This window comes from Shimia marina (genome assembly GCF_001458175.1).
GTDB classification, from domain to species: Bacteria; Pseudomonadota; Alphaproteobacteria; order Rhodobacterales; family Rhodobacteraceae; genus Shimia; species Shimia marina.
Window position 1 is genome coordinate 80,909 of record NZ_CYPW01000040.1, and the last position, 15,294, is coordinate 96,202.

19 protein-coding genes are annotated in these 15,294 nt (G+C 55.7%); 12 read left to right on the plus strand and 7 right to left on the minus strand.

What is annotated here, in order from left to right:
* The first annotated feature begins 15 nt into the window (after positions 1–15).
* From SHM7688_RS18040 to SHM7688_RS18055, 4 genes are all read left to right on the plus strand, one after another.
* The gene (locus SHM7688_RS18040; RefSeq protein WP_058241341.1) at positions 16–714 is read left to right on the plus strand and encodes a hypothetical protein; all 699 of its coding nucleotides are present in this window, start codon (positions 16–18) and stop codon (positions 712–714) included.
* A gap of 154 nt (positions 715–868) precedes the next feature.
* Positions 869–1,159, plus strand: coding sequence for a 50S ribosomal protein L28 (gene rpmB, locus SHM7688_RS18045; RefSeq protein WP_058241342.1), 291 nt, complete (start codon positions 869–871; stop codon positions 1,157–1,159).
* 111 nt (positions 1,160–1,270) lie between these two features.
* Positions 1,271–1,621 carry a hypothetical protein gene (locus tag SHM7688_RS18050; protein ID WP_144432629.1) on the plus strand — a complete coding sequence of 117 codons (351 nt, stop codon included), beginning with the start codon at positions 1,271–1,273 and terminating at the stop codon, positions 1,619–1,621.
* Positions 1,622–1,656: 35 nt separating this feature from the next.
* Positions 1,657–2,148 carry a copper chaperone PCu(A)C gene (locus SHM7688_RS18055; RefSeq protein ID WP_058241344.1) on the plus strand — a complete coding sequence of 164 codons (492 nt, stop codon included), beginning with the start codon at positions 1,657–1,659 and terminating at the stop codon, positions 2,146–2,148.
* A 73-nt stretch (positions 2,149–2,221) separates the two neighbouring features.
* On the opposite strand, the gene SHM7688_RS18060 is transcribed toward SHM7688_RS18055, so the two are convergent.
* Positions 2,222–2,917 carry an NAD-dependent deacylase gene (locus SHM7688_RS18060; protein WP_058241345.1) on the minus strand — a complete coding sequence of 232 codons (696 nt, stop codon included), beginning with the start codon at positions 2,915–2,917 and terminating at the stop codon, positions 2,222–2,224.
* Between the two features lie 133 nt (positions 2,918–3,050).
* Between SHM7688_RS18060 and SHM7688_RS18065 the strand changes: the two genes are divergently transcribed.
* A complete protein-coding gene (locus SHM7688_RS18065; protein ID WP_058241346.1) occupies positions 3,051–3,482 on the plus strand; it encodes a low molecular weight protein-tyrosine-phosphatase in 432 nt (143 codons plus the stop codon).
* A 141-nt stretch (positions 3,483–3,623) separates the two neighbouring features.
* On the opposite strand, the gene SHM7688_RS18070 is transcribed toward SHM7688_RS18065, so the two are convergent.
* On the minus strand, positions 3,624–4,589 hold the full coding sequence (locus SHM7688_RS18070) for a LysR family transcriptional regulator (protein WP_058241347.1): 966 nt from the start codon (positions 4,587–4,589) through the stop codon (positions 3,624–3,626).
* 89 nt (positions 4,590–4,678) lie between these two features.
* Here SHM7688_RS18070 and hisD point away from each other — a divergent pair, with 89 nt between their 5' ends.
* Positions 4,679–5,989 carry a histidinol dehydrogenase gene (gene hisD, locus SHM7688_RS18075; protein ID WP_058241348.1) on the plus strand — a complete coding sequence of 437 codons (1,311 nt, stop codon included), beginning with the start codon at positions 4,679–4,681 and terminating at the stop codon, positions 5,987–5,989.
* 2 nt (positions 5,990–5,991) lie between these two features.
* On the opposite strand, the gene SHM7688_RS18080 is transcribed toward hisD, so the two are convergent.
* Complete coding sequence (locus tag SHM7688_RS18080) at positions 5,992–6,312, minus strand: hypothetical protein (RefSeq protein WP_058241349.1); 321 nt, start codon at positions 6,310–6,312, stop codon at positions 5,992–5,994.
* A gap of 207 nt (positions 6,313–6,519) precedes the next feature.
* On the opposite strand from SHM7688_RS18080, the gene SHM7688_RS18085 reads away from it, so the two are divergent.
* The 4 genes from SHM7688_RS18085 (at position 6,520) to SHM7688_RS18100 (ending at position 8,574) form a co-directional block, all read left to right on the plus strand.
* The gene (locus SHM7688_RS18085; RefSeq protein ID WP_058241350.1) at positions 6,520–6,840 is read left to right on the plus strand and encodes an antibiotic biosynthesis monooxygenase family protein; all 321 of its coding nucleotides are present in this window, start codon (positions 6,520–6,522) and stop codon (positions 6,838–6,840) included.
* Between the two features lie 47 nt (positions 6,841–6,887).
* A complete protein-coding gene (locus tag SHM7688_RS18090; RefSeq protein WP_058241351.1) occupies positions 6,888–7,295 on the plus strand; it encodes a universal stress protein in 408 nt (135 codons plus the stop codon).
* Between the two features lie 25 nt (positions 7,296–7,320).
* Positions 7,321–7,821 carry a hypothetical protein gene (locus SHM7688_RS18095; RefSeq protein WP_058241352.1) on the plus strand — a complete coding sequence of 167 codons (501 nt, stop codon included), beginning with the start codon at positions 7,321–7,323 and terminating at the stop codon, positions 7,819–7,821.
* A 453-nt stretch (positions 7,822–8,274) separates the two neighbouring features.
* Entirely contained in the window at positions 8,275–8,574 is a 300-nt protein-coding gene (locus SHM7688_RS18100) for a TFIIB-type zinc ribbon-containing protein (protein ID WP_058241353.1), read from the plus strand.
* 63 nt (positions 8,575–8,637) lie between these two features.
* On the opposite strand, the gene SHM7688_RS18105 is transcribed toward SHM7688_RS18100, so the two are convergent.
* From SHM7688_RS18105 to uvrB, 3 genes are all read right to left on the minus strand, one after another.
* A complete protein-coding gene (locus tag SHM7688_RS18105; RefSeq protein ID WP_058241354.1) occupies positions 8,638–9,021 on the minus strand; it encodes a hypothetical protein in 384 nt (127 codons plus the stop codon).
* Positions 9,022–9,120: 99 nt separating this feature from the next.
* Positions 9,121–9,636, minus strand: a complete 516-nt coding sequence (locus SHM7688_RS18110; RefSeq protein ID WP_144432630.1) for a hypothetical protein — start codon at positions 9,634–9,636, stop codon at positions 9,121–9,123.
* Positions 9,637–9,762: 126 nt separating this feature from the next.
* Positions 9,763–11,955: an excinuclease ABC subunit UvrB gene (uvrB, locus tag SHM7688_RS18115; protein WP_058241356.1), complete on the minus strand. Its 2,193-nt coding sequence runs from the start codon at positions 11,953–11,955 to the stop codon at positions 9,763–9,765.
* A 519-nt stretch (positions 11,956–12,474) separates the two neighbouring features.
* On the opposite strand from uvrB, the gene SHM7688_RS18120 reads away from it, so the two are divergent.
* Entirely contained in the window at positions 12,475–12,786 is a 312-nt protein-coding gene (locus tag SHM7688_RS18120; protein WP_058241357.1) for an ETC complex I subunit, read from the plus strand.
* Between the two features lie 95 nt (positions 12,787–12,881).
* Here the strand turns inward: SHM7688_RS18120 and SHM7688_RS18125 are convergent, their stop codons facing one another.
* The gene (locus SHM7688_RS18125; protein ID WP_083499125.1) at positions 12,882–13,823 is read right to left on the minus strand and encodes a LysR substrate-binding domain-containing protein; all 942 of its coding nucleotides are present in this window, start codon (positions 13,821–13,823) and stop codon (positions 12,882–12,884) included.
* A 157-nt stretch (positions 13,824–13,980) separates the two neighbouring features.
* Between SHM7688_RS18125 and ugpB the strand changes: the two genes are divergently transcribed.
* A complete protein-coding gene (gene ugpB / locus SHM7688_RS18130; protein WP_058241359.1) occupies positions 13,981–15,285 on the plus strand; it encodes a sn-glycerol-3-phosphate ABC transporter substrate-binding protein UgpB in 1,305 nt (434 codons plus the stop codon).
* Positions 15,286–15,294 lie beyond the last annotated feature (9 nt).

The window sequence follows — 15,294 nt, forward strand, 5'->3', positions numbered from 1 at the left end:
GAGGGAGGGTGCCATATGGATCTTCCAGAGCCGCGCGACTTTGGATGGGACCTGAAGGGTCATGGGGGTGCGTTTTCTACTGTGACGCATCTTTCTGATGGGCGAACACTCTTTGAAGTGGAGCATTCTCCTGTGCAGGGGGTGACCGCCGAGATGCTGCATTGGTGGTATGGTGTTTATGCGGATCTGACTTTGGTGATTGATGGAGAGCGATACCCAGCTTTCTTGGTGGCACACCCAACGGAACATGTCTCACTGACAAGTGAGAAGCACGATGCGGGCGCGCCCCTTGCGCCGGGCGACCATGTGACTTTGGTGGAAGTCTACGGTGGTGATCTCCGGCGTTTGGTGAACCAACGCTTTGAAGTTACCCATCTGGATGCGTCTCGCTATGCTTTGCAGGTCAAAGTCAAAGGTGTGGTGATTGCAGATGTCGAGTTTCGCTACAGGGATGGCGATAATGGTGCCGCAGTGCGCAACACCTTTACCCTAGGACTGCGCAGAGGGTTGTGGAAACCTTTTGTAAACCGGCTTTTACTGCCGTGGGTTTATCATGAAGACAAGACTTATGCCTGGGTCCAACACAGTATTGAAGAGATTGGAAATCTCGAGAATTTCCTGCCCGAGATCTACGCCCGGCGGGATCAAGGCATGACGATCTACTGGAATCGTAATCAGCCTCCCGATAGAGATCCACATTATGTTGCGACCTGAGGTGCTATTTCGGTGAACGGCGTGTTGAATCACTTGACGCCCCCTCCAAATGCGCCTAATGACGCCAAACGAAATTCCGGGCGCGGCCTTGGCAGCGCCTTTTTGATTTTGACGGGGCCGTATCCCCGTAGACCGTTAAAACGAGGATGAACCCATGTCGCGCCGTTGCGAACTGACCGGAAAAGGCCCAATGTCTGGCAACAATGTCAGCCATGCTAACAACAAAACCAAGCGTCGCTTTCTGCCGAACCTGAACGACGTGACACTGCAGTCCGAGACACTGGGCCGTGGCGTTAAGCTGCGCATCTCCGCAGCCGCCCTGCGCACGGTGGATCACCGCGGTGGGCTGGATGCGTTCTTGGCAAAAGCCAAAGACGAAGAGCTGTCCACAAACGCTCTGAAAGTTAAAAAAGAGATCGTGAAAGCACAGGCCGCAAACGCCTGATCGCATGGCTCTTTTTGAGAGTATTGGCAGCCTCGCAGAATTGCGGGGCTGTTTCTTTTTGTCGCTCTTTTCATTCCGTAGAGCGCGTGGCTATATGCGCGCATGGTGAGGATGATCCGGACATATGTGAGCCTGATGCTTGTGGCGGTGCTTGTGCTGACTGGGCACAGTATGGCCATTGCGCGTGGCATGCCCGGTGCGCAGGGGTACGCAGAGTACTGCATTGGCGAAACGCCGGTGATGGTGCCGGTAGATGCCGAGGGTAACCCCACGGGCGCACCGCATCTGTGCCCGGATGCAAGTTTCTCTTTGCTGAATTGGGTGGATGTGGCTCCGGGTGTGGCCGCAGCTCCGGTGGCATTTGTGCGCCTTGTGCAGATGTCGCCGAACACTCTGCCACCTGTGATTCGAGTGATTGCCTCGACAGCCCGTGCGCCGCCTACTGGTGTGTCTCTTTCTTAAATTCCAACTGACACACTTGCGGACAGGAGAAACTTATGTCCTTCAAAACCATTGCTCTTGCGGCGACCACCGCTCTTTCTTTTGCTCTGCCGGCCTTTGCTCAGAGCGCTATCACGGTAGAAGATCCATATGCCCGTGTTGCTGGCAAGATGGCCAAAGCTGGCGCAGCATTCATGGTGATCGAAAACAGCGGTGATGAGGATGATCGCCTGATTTCAGCGACATCTGATGTGGCGAAGCGCACTGAGCTGCACACACATAAGGAAAACGCTGAGGGCCATATGCAGATGCTGCATGTCAAGGAAGGTTTTGTTATCCCCGCTGGCGGGACGCATGCTTTGGCGCGTGGCGGTGATCACGTGATGTTCATGGGGCTGACCCAGGGTTTGGATCACGGTGACATTGTGAATGTGACTCTGATCTTTGAAAAGGCTGGTGAGGTTGCGCTGGAGATCCCTGTGGATTTGGAACGCAAAGCCGATCATGGCGCGATGAAGCACGGTGACCACGCAGGCCACGGCAACTGAGGCTGAAGGCCATAAAGGGCGCAGTGTTGCGCCCTTCTGAAGGTCACCATTGGGTGGCCTTTTTCATTGGTGATTAGCGCAGAAGTTCCTGCTGTACCCAAGCTGGGACAATCTCGGTTGCCGGGCCGAGATGGACTTCGGCAAAGCGTGAGACGCCGGATGATGGCTCCAGATTCAGTTCTACGGTGTGGGCACCGTGGTAGTCTGCCTCCGCGACAAAATTGGCTGCTGGGTAGACTTCACCTGATGTGCCAATCGAAACAAACAAATCTGCTTGTGTAAGGGCGTCGCTGATCTGTTCCATATAGTAGGGGATCTCCCCGAACCAGACGACGTCGGGGCGCGTCGCGGGCGCCGTGCAGGCGGGGCACCTGTCGTCTGGCCGCATGTCCACAGGCGCGCGCCAGCGATGCCCGCAGCTGTGACATAGGGCACCAGCCAGTGCACCATGCATGTGAAGCACATTCTGGCTGCCCGCTTTCTCGTGGAGGCCATCCACATTCTGCGTGACGATCAACACATTGCCGCTATGTGTTTTTTCGAGATCCGCAAGCGCCTTATGTGCCGCGTTTGGGGCTGCTTGTGCGGATTGTTTGCGGCGCGCGTTGTAAAAAGCGTGCACCAGCTCAGGGTTGCGGGCAAAGCCCTCCGGCGTGGCGACATCTTCGATGGCATGCTGTGCCCAAAGACCGCCTTCGTCACGAAATGTGCCCAGTCCGCTCTCCGCGCTGATGCCTGCGCCAGTCAGGATGACGATGTTGTCGGCCATGGTGATGTCCTCGTGCCTGATGATCGAAGCCCCTTATTCTTGCGGGTACTGTGCCAAGGCTGGTTTTGGGACACAAGACGCTTGACGCAAAGGTCAGACAGAGCACAATCGCGCCAGACATAGGAAGGCCATAATGAAAATACTTTTTGTCTGTCTTGGGAATATCTGCCGGTCCCCCACGGCGGAGGGGGTCGTGCGACGTTTTGCACCTGAAGCAGAGCTTGATAGTGCAGGGGCCAGCGGCTGGCATGTGGGCGAAGCCCCCTATGCGCCCATGCAAGAGGCAGCGATGGCGCGGGGATATGATTTGTCTGATTTGCGCGCGCGCCAATTTGTGGCGACGGATTTTGCTCGGTTTGATCTAATCATTGCCATGGACGCGGACAATCTCGCCAATGTTGAGGCGCTGCGACCGGCGGGCAATGAGACGCCTGTGCGCCTTTTTACAGAATACGCACCGCAGAGTGGCGCTGAGGCGGTGCCGGATCCTTATTATACGCGGGACTTTGACCAGACACTCGATCTGATCGAAGACTGCGCAAAAGGCCTTATAACGACGCTCTGAGCAGCAGGGCATGGTTCTATATTTCGTTTTTTGGAATTTGTGGCGTGGAGTTTGTGAAGCAGCAGTCGCGCGCCTTGCACAACACGATGGGGCTCTGAAAGGGTTTGAGAAACGCTCTCAGGACCCGTGCCCATGTCGCTCTCAGCGCTCCAAAACTCGAAAGTCTCTTTCCAGCCAGGGGAATTTCTCGATGGCGGGGCTGATCATATGGGCGCGCAGGAGGTTGCGCATGGTTTGGGCCACGTCGCGCGGAACAGTATCGGCCCAGTCCCCGCTGGCCAGAAGAGAAATGGTGCGGCTGAAGGGCGTGAAAGGCAAAGGGTGGGCCGTGACCTGATCGTGAAAGCGCGCAGCGCGCAGATAACCCAGAGGCGTTGTGATCGCCCAGCCGATGCCGCGCGATACCATCGCCATAAGGGAAGGATTAGAGCCGATTTCAAAACGCTGCGGAAACTCCAGCTTGCACCGTTTCAAATGCGCTTCGATCTGACGGCCAATCAGTTGTTCCTGTCCGTAGCGCAGCATGGGCAGGTTTGTGAGTGCGGTCATGGTGTCGCCCTGAGCAGGCAAATACCCCACCGGTGCAACAAGAATAAAAGGATCACGGGTCAAAGGGTATTCTGTAATGCCGTCAATGACTTCTCCAGAAGAGGCTGTGATGGCAAGGTGCAGATCTCGGGCGCGGATCGCCTCGGTGATTTCGTGGCTTGGCGCGGTGACAAGGCGGAAGCGACAGCGTGTCATCGACTCCGCCAAAGTGGTCACGAGCCGGGGCGTCAGATCGTTGTCGAAGTCATCAATGATGCCCATAGAGAGTTGGGTGAGGTGCGTGAGGTCCATCACCGAGAGTTCGCTTTGGGCAAGGCGCAGTTCGGCGAGCACGGCACTCGCACGGCTGAGGTAGGCGCGTCCCGCTGGTGTCAACTGCATCGGGCGTTTCCCATGGTCCAGAAGATCTGTGCCAAGGGCGCGTTCCAGATTTTTGATCTGCTGCGACACAGCTGGTTGAGACAGGCCGGTGATTTCTGCTGCCTGCGCAACAGCACCAGTCGCGGCCAGCGCTTCAAACACTTCAAGCCCCCGCAGGGTGACGCCTTTGTTGAGCATTATGTCTCTCCCGTAGATTTGCTTTTTGTGAATAGGGATACGGGGTGGGTCAAGACAAGACTTCAGGAAATGTGAGCAAGGAGCCGGTTATGGCGGTGACATATTTGAAAAAAGCGGATCCGGCCATTCTGGCTGCTGGCCAAGCGGAGGCACGCGATACTGTGGAGATCATGCTGACGCGTATCCGGCAGGGCGGTGAGGCCGTCGTGCGTGACTATGCGCAACGGCTGGATCAGTGGGATGGCGCTCTTGTGGTGGAACGGAATGAAATGGCGGAGGCCGCAGCGCAGGTGGCGCCTGAATTGCGTGACGCGCTGCGCTACGCACATGACAATATCCGGCGTTTTGCTGAAGCACAGAAAGCGAGCTTGACGGAGTTTGAAACCGAACTGCGCCCGGGGCTATTTGCAGGGCAGGGGGTGATCCCATTGCAGGCTGCGGGCTGTTATGTTCCGGGGGGGCGATACAGTCATGTTGCCAGTGCGCTGATGAGCATCACAACTGCGCGCGTGGCCGGGGTGGCTGACATCACCGCCTGTTCCCCCCCGCGTTTGGGTGAGGGCATTCCATCAGCAATTTTGTACGCCATGTGGCTAGCGGGCGCAGATCGGGCCTTGGCTTTAGGTGGCGTGCAGGCGATTGCGGCCATGACAGAAGGGTATTTTGGCGCGGGAAAAGCCGATATTCTGGTTGGCCCCGGCAATCAATATGTGGCTGAGGCCAAACGGCAATTGTTTGGTGAGGTCGGAATCGACATGTTCGCAGGACCAACAGATGTGCTCATCGTCGCGGATGAAACGGCCGATGCGGAAACGGTTGCTTGGGATCTCGTCGGGCAGGCCGAGCATGGGGCCAATTCACCTGTTTGGCTCGTGACCACATCGAAGGCGCTTGCGGCGGATGTGCTCGACCTTGTGCCTGCATGTTGTGCGGCGTTGCAAGAGCCTAATCGCAGCGTTGCGAAGCAGGCATGGGAGGAACGCGCAGACGTCATGCTCTGCGATACGCGCGAGGAGATGGCGATCTGTGCGGATCGCTATGCACCGGAGCACCTCCATGTTCAGGCGGCTGATTTGGCGTGGTGGCAGGGCAGGTTGCAGTCCTACGGGTCGTTGTTTTTGGGCGCTGAAGCCTGTGTGACCTTTGGCGATAAGGCGGCAGGGCCCAACCACGTGCTGCCCACGGATCAAGCCGCGCGCTATACGGGGGGACTGTCGGTGCATAAGTTTCTGAAAACAGTGACGTGGCAGCGTGTGGAGGCTGATGCCTTGCCAGATTTGGTGCGCGCCTCCGCCACAATTTCGCGTCAAGAAGGCATGGAGGGGCATGCCATCAGTGCAGAACGGCGCGGCGATTTGCACCGCCCAGCACCAAATTTGAAAGTCGCTCAGTCTGGCTGATATTAGCGCAGGTGATTGCAGCTTGCGGTGACGTCATTGCCAAAGCTTTTGTAGCGCAGCCAGAAGGTTTCGTGGCTGCGGCGATCTGATTGGCGAATTTCCTGCGCCTTGTGGGGCTCTTTGATGAAACTCGCAGCCAGTTTTTGATCAGAGCGGGAGAGCGATTGATTTGCCACCTTCTGAATGCAGCGGCACATGGATCGCGTTGCGCCATCGCGATCTGACCGCAGGCAGGCGCGCGTCATGGTGCCTGCTTCAGTTTCAGAAGGAAGAAATGGTATCAAAATCGCTGCTGCAAGCAGCGTGCAAAGGATGTTTTTCATGACTGCCTCGTACTCGTATCCGGGGCCGTGGTTTTCCATCTGTGCGCCCGGTTCTTACCTCGCCTCACTATGATGCAGTTGCGCAAAGGATGCAATCACAAGCGCGTGGGCTCTCATTTGTACAAATTTGTAGCGCGGATCTTGGGGGAAATATGTGGTCAACGCGGTTTTTGCTGGTCTAGGCTAAAGAGTATGGAGGAGACATAGATGCCAAAAATCTCTCAGGAGGCGGCCCTTCAGACCGTCATAACAACTTTCGAAATGACACCGGGGACCTGTCAAGATCTGATGGATGAGCTGACAGAGGCCTATGCGCAATTCATATCTAAGCAGCCGGGGTTTATTGCGGCTGGACTGCATGTGAATGACGCACAAACGCGCATTGCCAACTACTCGCAATGGCAGCGTCGTGAGGATTTTCAGGCGATGTTGCGCAGCGAAGAGATGCGCATGCGCAATCGCCGTATCACGCAGTTGTGCCGCAGCTTTGAACCGGTCATGTATGATGTTGTCGCTGCCTTTGATTGACCCTATCTTCTTGAGAAGACACCCAATCCGTTGGTTAGGAGAGTGCTTTGTATAAACATGTTTTGGTGCCTGTGGCCTTTGATGAAGATCATGATCCTTCTGAAGCGATTGCGGCGGCGGGGCTTTTGGTGAGTGAGGGTGGGAGGGTCACATTGCTGCATGTTATGGCACATGTGCCAAGCTACGTGATCAACTATGTTCCTGAGGGGTTTCAGGCGGAGGCGCAGGCGGCAATAATCGCCAGTCTGGAGGCCATGGGGAGCGAGTTGCCCCATGCCACTGGCGTTGTCGCCGAAGGCACGGCTGGCAAGACAATTGTGAAATGGGCCGGGCAGGAAGATGTGGATTGTATCGTGATCGCCTCTCACCGCCCAGGAATGCAGGATATTGTGCTTGGAAGTACCGCAGCACAGGTTGTGCGCCATGCGGCCTGTGCTGTACATGTGACCCGGTAGAATTGGTTCGGAAAGGCTGACACATATGAAGATGTTCAAAAGGTTGCGCGGTGTGGCTGCGGTTTTGACGTTTGCTGTTGCGCAGCCGGTGTTGGCGGAAACGGACTATGGGTTTTCCAATCAGCAGACCAAACGTACAGTAGACACATTCACCTATGGGATTGAGCAATGTGCCACTGTGGATGTGGTGTATCGGTTGGATTGCTTGCGCCAGACCTACAGTCAAACGGTGCGCGTGATTTCCAAAGCGTCAGTGTATTGGGAGGCGGAAGTAGCGCTTACGCGCGTAAATCGCGGCCTTTATTCCTTTGTGCGGGCCAACATGGATGCCGAGGTCGGCCGTGCGCGGGTCAATGGTGGACGGATCAAAGCGGTTACCGAGGAGTCGCTGCCACAAGCGCGTGCCCAGTATATGGCCGCGGTTGATCGCGCTGCAGAGGAGATGCGGAGCGGATCCTCGGTTGAGGCGCGCTATTTTGAGCCCATCGCAGAAGCGATTCTTGCCTCTAAAGAGCTCCTTCAATAGGCGCTTTCATCGGCGTGTGATCTTGGGCGCACACGTATCAGCGGTGAAGCGCGGTACAAACTGAAGACAATTAGACGTAAAACAAAAACGGCGCGTAGGAAAAACCTTGGCGCCGTTTTTTGTAGCTGGCTGGACTGTGTCTTCCTGCGTGCGTGGCTTGCTGTCTTGCTGGACCTGGCGAATGGCTGGGCCTTGCTGGATTGCTTGCTTCGTACGTGAGTGGGCAGTCTGGCTCGCTCTCTTTTGAGATCTACATAAGATGATTCAGTGTGGTTTGCAAGAAAAACGTTTAAAAACAAATAATTGATTAATTTTGTCGGGCATTGGGTGTCGTGAGTATTTTTGTCGGAATTGGCATTGGGTCGCTTCTGGATCGGTAAATTACTACTCTCACACATGAAATTCGGGAACGGCCTCCTATCTAAAGAGAGTGACGCAGTTAGGAGGAACTTGATGAAATGTCCAATTGATGGTGCGACGCTGGTGATCGCGGATCGCAATGGTGTTGAAATCGACTATTGTCCGCAATGTCGGGGCGTATGGCTGGATCGCGGCGAATTGGACAAGATCATTGAGCGCGCCGCAGCTTTTGCGGCACCTCCACCACCTCCGTCCTCCGAGGCCGTCCAGCCAGCCCCGCAACGGGGCTATGACGGACGTGGACAGGAAGCGCACTATGATCCGCGCTATGACAGCAAACGGCGCAAAAAGAAAAAGATGAGCAGCTTTCTGGATGACATCTTTGATTTCTGATGCAGGCTAGATTTCGGGGGGCTAAGGCCCCCCCTTTTGTTGCTGTGGATATGATTGTGTAGGTTAAGCTTCGGGATAGCTGGCGAAACACTGTTGAGACTGAAGGGCGGCCTGACCGCGGGTATAGATCAGATCGTCACGCAGCTCGTCGCGCCTTTCACGCTCTGCCCAGATGTCGATTTCTACCGGCACTTCGAGGGTGTGATATTCAGTTTCATCACAGCGGTACTTGCGGCCTTTGTCATCGTGGCAGTGTTTGGGGACAACAAATGGTTCTTCGTAGCGGTGGATTGCATAGCCCCTTGCAATATTGGCATCTGCTTTGGCGATGGCGTGTTCAATACGTTTTACGCTGCGCTCTGATGTGGCGAGGCACCGCTCCAATGGCGTGGCGCAGGCGGCAATAGAGGAAAGAGTGAGCAGGGTGAGGGCGCATTTTGCGTGCATGTGTGACTCCGTTGTTTGAACGGAGCCATGGTGCAGGGTGGCCTGACAGGCAAAAACGCGATGGTGTTATTGGATAGCACGGTCTGCAATGGGCATGAGTTACCGTTTGAAGGCAACACGTAAGTCATCAATGGCGCTGATTTGACCTTCTGAGAGCTCGCCCTGCACAAGTGGATAGAGCACATCCTGAAGTTGATCCCAGGCGGCGCCATTATCGATTTTATTGAGACGTCGTGCCAGACGCGGCACCGCAGCAGCAGGCCCATCACATTGGGTCATCAGCCAGCGGCCAAGCACTTCCATTTCTTTGGTCTCTTCCTCGGTGCAGCGCAGCTTTTGACGTAATAAAAAATGGAGCTTGTCGCGCTGTTCCTGTGTGGGCAGCCCGTCGGCTTCTACGAAGGCCTGCGCGATCGCACAGATCGCAATTCGCGGGTCATCAATTCCCTCAACAGGATGTTGCCCAGTTTTGCGGCGAAAAGCGAGACGGCGCGGGGCGTTGATTACAGTGGTGCCGATGTCGGCGGCGGTGTCGATGGCTTCGCGCGGGTTCATCCGCACCCACCACCATATGGCACCGCCAATAGCGGTAAGAAGAGCGATAAGAATATGCATCGGGAAACAACCCTGGAAGTATTGATGAAAACTACGGTAGTTTAATCAACTTCGGGTGGTGGTGAGAAGGGGCGTTTCAGTGTGACGTTTGGTCGGCGGTGCGCAGTGAATGCGCACCCTACGGGGTTAGCGGCTTCGTTTGCTTCTTGTATTTCCGCCGCGTTGTCCGGCGCGACCCGCTGTTGAGCGGCCTTTGCTTTTCACAGCCTGTTCTTCGGCGGCTTTGATCGCGTATTGCCGCGCCATGGGGTCGTCAGCAACGGCGAGGTCCACGGCTTCAAGCCGTTTGATCTCATCGCGTAGGCGGGCGGCTTCCTCAAACTCGAGGTTCTCAGCTGCCTTGCGCATGTCGTCGCGCAAGCCAGAGAGCACAGCTTCGAGATTGCTACCAGCAAGCGGGGTGTCGATTTTTGCGGTGACGCGGCTTTGGTCGGTGTCGCCCTGATAAAGCCCGGCAAGCACATCCTCGACGTTCTTTTTCACCGTTGCCGGGGTGATGCCGTGCTCTTCGTTATAGGCGATCTGTTTGGCGCGCCGACGGTTGGTTTCGCCAATCGCGCGCTCCATGGACCCGGTCATGCGGTCGGCATACATGATCACCCGGCCATCGGCATTTCGCGCGGCGCGGCCGATGGTTTGTACCAAGGAGGTTTCAGAGCGCAGGAAGCCTTCTTTGTCGGCGTCCAGAATGGCCACCAGACCACATTCGGGGATATCCAGACCCTCACGCAGTAGGTTGATGCCGACCAGCACGTCAAAGGCGCCAAGGCGCAGATCGCGCAGGATTTCAATGCGTTCCAGCGTGTCGATGTCGCTGTGCATGTAGCGGATCTTGATACCCTGTTCGTGCAGATATTCGGTGAGATCCTCGGCCATCCGTTTGGTGAGTGTGGTCACCAGCGTGCGCAAGCCTTGTGCGGTGACTTTGCGGATTTCATCCAGTAGATCATCCACCTGCATTTCTACAGGACGGATCTCCACCTCTGGATCCAAAAGTCCGGTTGGGCGGATCACCTGTTCTGAGAAAACGCCGCCGGATTGATCGAGCTCCCAGCCCGCAGGGGTTGCGGAAACAAAGACGGATTGTGGGCGCATGGCGTCCCATTCCTCAAACTTGAGCGGGCGGTTGTCCATGCAGGACGGCAGGCGGAAGCCGTGCTCGGCTAACGTGAACTTGCGGCGATAGTCGCCGCGATACATGCCGCCGATCTGTGGCACCGACACGTGACTTTCATCGGCAAAGACAATGGCGTTGTCGGGGATGAATTCAAACAGGGTGGGCGGCGGTTCGCCCGGTGCGCGGCCAGTGAGGTAGCGGGAGTAGTTTTCGATGCCGTTGCAGAAGCCCTGTGCCTCCATCATTTCCAGATCAAAGTTGGTGCGCTGCTCCAGCCGCTGCGCCTCAAGCAGTTTGCCTTCGTCCACAAGCTGATCCAGCCGCTGGCGCAGTTCTTTTTTGATGTTGATGATGGCCTGGTTCAGCGTTGGCTTTGGGGTCACATAGTGGCTGTTGGCGTAGACGCGGATTTGCTCAAACGTATCGGTCTTTTCGCCAGTGAGCGGGTCAAATTCGGTGATGCTTTCCAGTTCCTCACCAAAGAAGGAGAGTTTCCAGGCGCGGTCCTCAAGGTGGGCGGGGAAGATTTCCAGACTGTCGCCGCGCACCCGGAAGGAGCCACGCTGAAAAGCTGCGTCGTTGCGGCGGTATTGTTGGGCGACGAGATCGGCAATGACTTGGCGTTGGTCGTATTCGCCGCCTGCTTTGAGATCCAGGGTCATGGCGGAGTAGGTTTCCACCGAGCCGATGCCGTAGATACAGGAGACCGAGGCCACGATGATCACATCGTCCCGCTCCAGCAGGGCGCGCGTAGCGGAGTGGCGCATGCGGTCGATCTGTTCGTTGATCTGGCTTTCCTTCTCAATGAAGGTGTCAGAGCGCGCCACATAGGCTTCGGGTTGGTAGTAGTCATAGAAGCTGACGAAGTATTCGACGGCGTTTTCAGGAAAGAAGCCTTTCATCTCGCCATAAAGTTGCGCAGCCAGGGTCTTGTTAGGGGCGAGGATGATGGCAGGGCGCTGAGTTTCCTCAATCACCTTGGCCATGGTGAAGGTTTTACCGGTGCCGGTTGCGCCAAGCAGCACCTGGTTGCGTTCGCCATCGTTCACGCCTGCGGATAGTTCTGCAATCGCGGTCGGCTGATCACCGGCCGGTTCAAACTCCGTATGCATGACAATGCGTTTGCCGCCCTCCAATTTGGGGCGGCGCGCTGCCTCCGGATCAGGGCCATTGAGAAGCGGGGCGTTGGCGGCGTCACTCATTTGAGATTCCAATTGCGGGTTGTCTACGCGTCTGGGTGATTTTGGTCTTCTTTTGTTCTTATGCAAGGGCGAAAGTGCGCTCCGCGCTGCAATAGGCGGTGACTCAAAATTTTGCGACGCAGCAAAAATTTACTTCGCAAGTGCAGAAGTTTTTGATCGACGAGTCAGTAAAAAACCCAAGAATGACGTAGGGTCATGTGTCTTTGTGCGGTTTTTGGTAAGAAATTCTGGGTGATATTGAAATTTTAGAATAAAAATTACAGCCGTCTCGCAATTAAATATGTGTTGCGCTTGCCAAAGGAATGGGTTGCTCGTTATGGTCATGCAGCAAGCAGCCGGGTGCAAAGCTCTGTTCAAACCGCACTTACACCCCTCGCTCCCCGCGGGTTGGCCGAGTTTTCTGGTTGCTTGCAAGCTTCCCTTTCCAAAGATTGAAGATTTACAGCGAGTTCTGCGCTATTCTGTCTCTTGCCGCTGAAGCGAGAATCCTTGATAAAGCAGCAAGCCAAGGAGAGCCTTATGATTGCGCGCATCTATCAGCCAGCCCGTACGGCCATGTCCTCCGGGACAGCCAAAACTCATCAATGGGTTCTGGAATACGGACCATCGGAAGCCAAGGACATTGACCCGCTGATGGGGTGGACCGGTTCCGGTGACACGCAAAGTCAAATACGCCTGAAGTTTGACAGCAAGGAAGCTGCTGTCAGCTACGCGCGTGAGCACAATATCGAGGCAGAGGTGATGGAGCCACATCAGCGCAAGCCCAACATCCGTGCGGGTGGTTATGGTGAGAATTTTGCGACCAACCGCAGGGCCCCCTGGACACACTGAATTTTGCATAGAGCGCTGTGAGAGGCGGCTCATCCAGAATTTCTGAAACGCCGATGGGGAAACTTTCCGTCGGCGTTTTTTGATGAAGTTCTTGGCTAATGGGCGGAGGACGCGGTTGCACCAGACCTGGTGCGCCGGGACATTGGTACCGTGTATGGGGCCAGACTGTCGGTGAAGGCTTTGATAAAGTCAAAGACCAGTGGCGAGGCATTTCCCGTAATGGGGCGTAGAATGGACAGACGGTGATCAAGTTGTGGGGCAAACGGACGAATGATCAGGCCCTGATCTCGGTATTGCTCGGCATCTAGCGCGCTGACGACTGAAACACCGTGGCCCTGTGCCACAATTGTGCATGCGGCGGTGAATTGACGAACTTCGATCCACGAGTTTATTTGGGCACCATCCTCCGCGAAAGCGCGCTCCAATTGGCGAAAGAACGGGCTGTCTCTGCGAGAATGAATGAGTTTTTCCTGTTGTATGTCGCTTGGTCGCAACAATGCCCGCTCCGCGAGGGGGTGACCCTCGGGCATGATCAGGACAGAGCGGATTTTTACGTCCGTTGCTTCCGTCGCGGGGTGGCCGGAGAATCCATCAGTGATGGCGCAGTCATACTGTTCTCCAATGATCCATTCCAAGATGCGTTCGGGGCGGTCGGGCTCCAGTGTGACAGTGACTCCGGGGCGGTCGGCCAGAAAATCCACCAAAACGCCGGGCAGGTGACTGGTGGCGAAGCCGGGCAGGCATGCGATACGAATGTGCCCGCTCTTGCGTTCTGCAATGTCGCGGCGCAAGTCATCCAGATGGTCCAGTCGGTCCAGAATCCGACTGACTTCTGCCAAAAGATAGCGCGAGTCGCTGGTGGGTTCCAGAACACCACGGCGACGTTGGAAGAGCTCAAAACCCACAGATTTTGAAAAGTCGGACATCAAGCGACTCACAGCAGGTTGTGAGATGCCTAGAACGGCTGCTGCCTTTGTTATGGAGCCGGTTTCAGCCACGGCGCGGAAGGCTTCAAGCTGTCGGATTTGGAATTTCAACGCGGTGTTTCCTTCGGTTTTGTCCATAATTGCATTGCTTTATGACATGCATATAACATTGAGCTATGTTTGTGTCGCAAAAGTTTAACTTGAATTATTTTTGGGATCGGCGAATTCTCTGCCTGAAATTTAGTCAATTCACCGAGGGACAAGAGAGATGAATTTCACTAAAGCAACTTTTTCGGGGGTCGCGCTGGCCAGTTTGATGGCGGGCGCAGGGTTTGCCCAGACTGAAATTCAGTGGTGGCATGCCATGGGTGGTGCAAATGGCGAACGTGTGGACAAGATCGCCGCCGACTTCAATGCCAGCCAGTCTGAGTACAAAGTTGTTCCGACCTACAAGGGGAACTACACCGAGACCATGACGGCGGCAGTTGCGGCGTTCCGTGCCAAAGAGCACCCGCATCTGGTGCAGGTTTTTGAAGTTGGCACAGCGACAATGATGGCGGCCAAAGGCGCGATCTACCCTGTGGAAAAAATGATGGCGGATGCGGGCGAGAGCTTTGATAAATCTGATTACCTTCCAGCAGTGATTTCCTACTATCAGACGCCGGAGGGTGAACTGCTTTCCATGCCATTTAACAGCTCTACACCTGTTCTTTGGTACAATGCCGACGCTCTGAAAGCGGCCGGTGTTGAGGCACCAAAAACTTGGGATGACGTCAAAGCCGCGTCTCAGGCGCTGGTGAACAACGGTATGGAGTGCGGCATCAGCTTTGGCTGGCAGTCCTGGGTGATGGTGGAGAACTTCTCCGCTTGGCACGACCTTGAAATGGGCACTAAAGAAAACGGCTTTGCTGGTTTTGACACAGAGTTCACCTTCAACAATGAAAAAGTGGCCGCACGTCTGGATGACATCGCAGCCATGTCTGAAGGCAATCTGTTCAAATATGGCGGTCGTCGCGGCGACTCGCTGCCGATGTTCACCAATGGTGAGTGCGGCATGTGGATGAACTCTTCTGCATACTATGGCTCCATCAAAACGCAGGCGGGTTTTGAGTTTGGTCAAACCATGCTGCCATTGGACACCAATGTCGCAGATGCGCCGCAAAACTCTATCATTGGCGGCGCGACCCTCTGGGCTTTGGCAGGGCATGAGGCTGACGAGTACAAAGGTCTGGCACAGTTCATGACATATCTGTCTTCGCCAGAGGTTCAGGCGTGGTGGCACCAGGAAACCGGCTATGTGCCGATCACCACAGCGGCCTATGAGCTGTCCAAAGAGCAGGGGTTTTACGATGCAAACCCAGGCACTGATACGGCCATCCAGCAGTTGAGCCTGAACACGCCAACCGCCAATTCCCGTGGCATCCGCTTTGGTAACTTCGTGCAGGTGCGCGACGTGATCAACGAAGAGATGGAAGCGCTCTGGGCGGGTGACAAAACCGCTCAGCAGGCGCTGGATGCGGCTGCGGATCGTGGCAACGATCTGCTGCGCAAGTTTGAGCGCGCTGCGAAATAAAGACGGGTA

Coding starts and splice junctions, on each gene's coding strand:
- ugpB (WP_058241359.1), top strand. CDS start 13,981: ATGAATTTCACTAAAGCAACTTTTTCGGGGGTCGCGCTGGCCAGTTTG.
- SHM7688_RS18100 (WP_058241353.1), top strand. CDS start 8,275: ATGAAATGTCCAATTGATGGTGCGACGCTGGTGATCGCGGATCGCAAT.
- rpmB (WP_058241342.1), top strand. CDS start 869: ATGTCGCGCCGTTGCGAACTGACCGGAAAAGGCCCAATGTCTGGCAAC.
- SHM7688_RS18060 (WP_058241345.1), bottom strand. CDS start 2,917: ATGGCCGACAACATCGTCATCCTGACTGGCGCAGGCATCAGCGCGGAG.
- SHM7688_RS18055 (WP_058241344.1), top strand. CDS start 1,657: ATGTCCTTCAAAACCATTGCTCTTGCGGCGACCACCGCTCTTTCTTTT.
- SHM7688_RS18120 (WP_058241357.1), top strand. CDS start 12,475: ATGATTGCGCGCATCTATCAGCCAGCCCGTACGGCCATGTCCTCCGGG.
- SHM7688_RS18085 (WP_058241350.1), top strand. CDS start 6,520: ATGCCAAAAATCTCTCAGGAGGCGGCCCTTCAGACCGTCATAACAACT.
- SHM7688_RS18070 (WP_058241347.1), bottom strand. CDS start 4,589: ATGCTCAACAAAGGCGTCACCCTGCGGGGGCTTGAAGTGTTTGAAGCG.
- hisD (WP_058241348.1), top strand. CDS start 4,679: ATGGCGGTGACATATTTGAAAAAAGCGGATCCGGCCATTCTGGCTGCT.
- SHM7688_RS18105 (WP_058241354.1), bottom strand. CDS start 9,021: ATGCACGCAAAATGCGCCCTCACCCTGCTCACTCTTTCCTCTATTGCC.
- SHM7688_RS18110 (WP_144432630.1), bottom strand. CDS start 9,636: ATGCATATTCTTATCGCTCTTCTTACCGCTATTGGCGGTGCCATATGG.
- SHM7688_RS18095 (WP_058241352.1), top strand. CDS start 7,321: ATGAAGATGTTCAAAAGGTTGCGCGGTGTGGCTGCGGTTTTGACGTTT.
- SHM7688_RS18065 (WP_058241346.1), top strand. CDS start 3,051: ATGAAAATACTTTTTGTCTGTCTTGGGAATATCTGCCGGTCCCCCACG.
- SHM7688_RS18050 (WP_144432629.1), top strand. CDS start 1,271: ATGATCCGGACATATGTGAGCCTGATGCTTGTGGCGGTGCTTGTGCTG.
- uvrB (WP_058241356.1), bottom strand. CDS start 11,955: ATGAGTGACGCCGCCAACGCCCCGCTTCTCAATGGCCCTGATCCGGAG.
- SHM7688_RS18080 (WP_058241349.1), bottom strand. CDS start 6,312: ATGAAAAACATCCTTTGCACGCTGCTTGCAGCAGCGATTTTGATACCA.
- SHM7688_RS18040 (WP_058241341.1), top strand. CDS start 16: ATGGATCTTCCAGAGCCGCGCGACTTTGGATGGGACCTGAAGGGTCAT.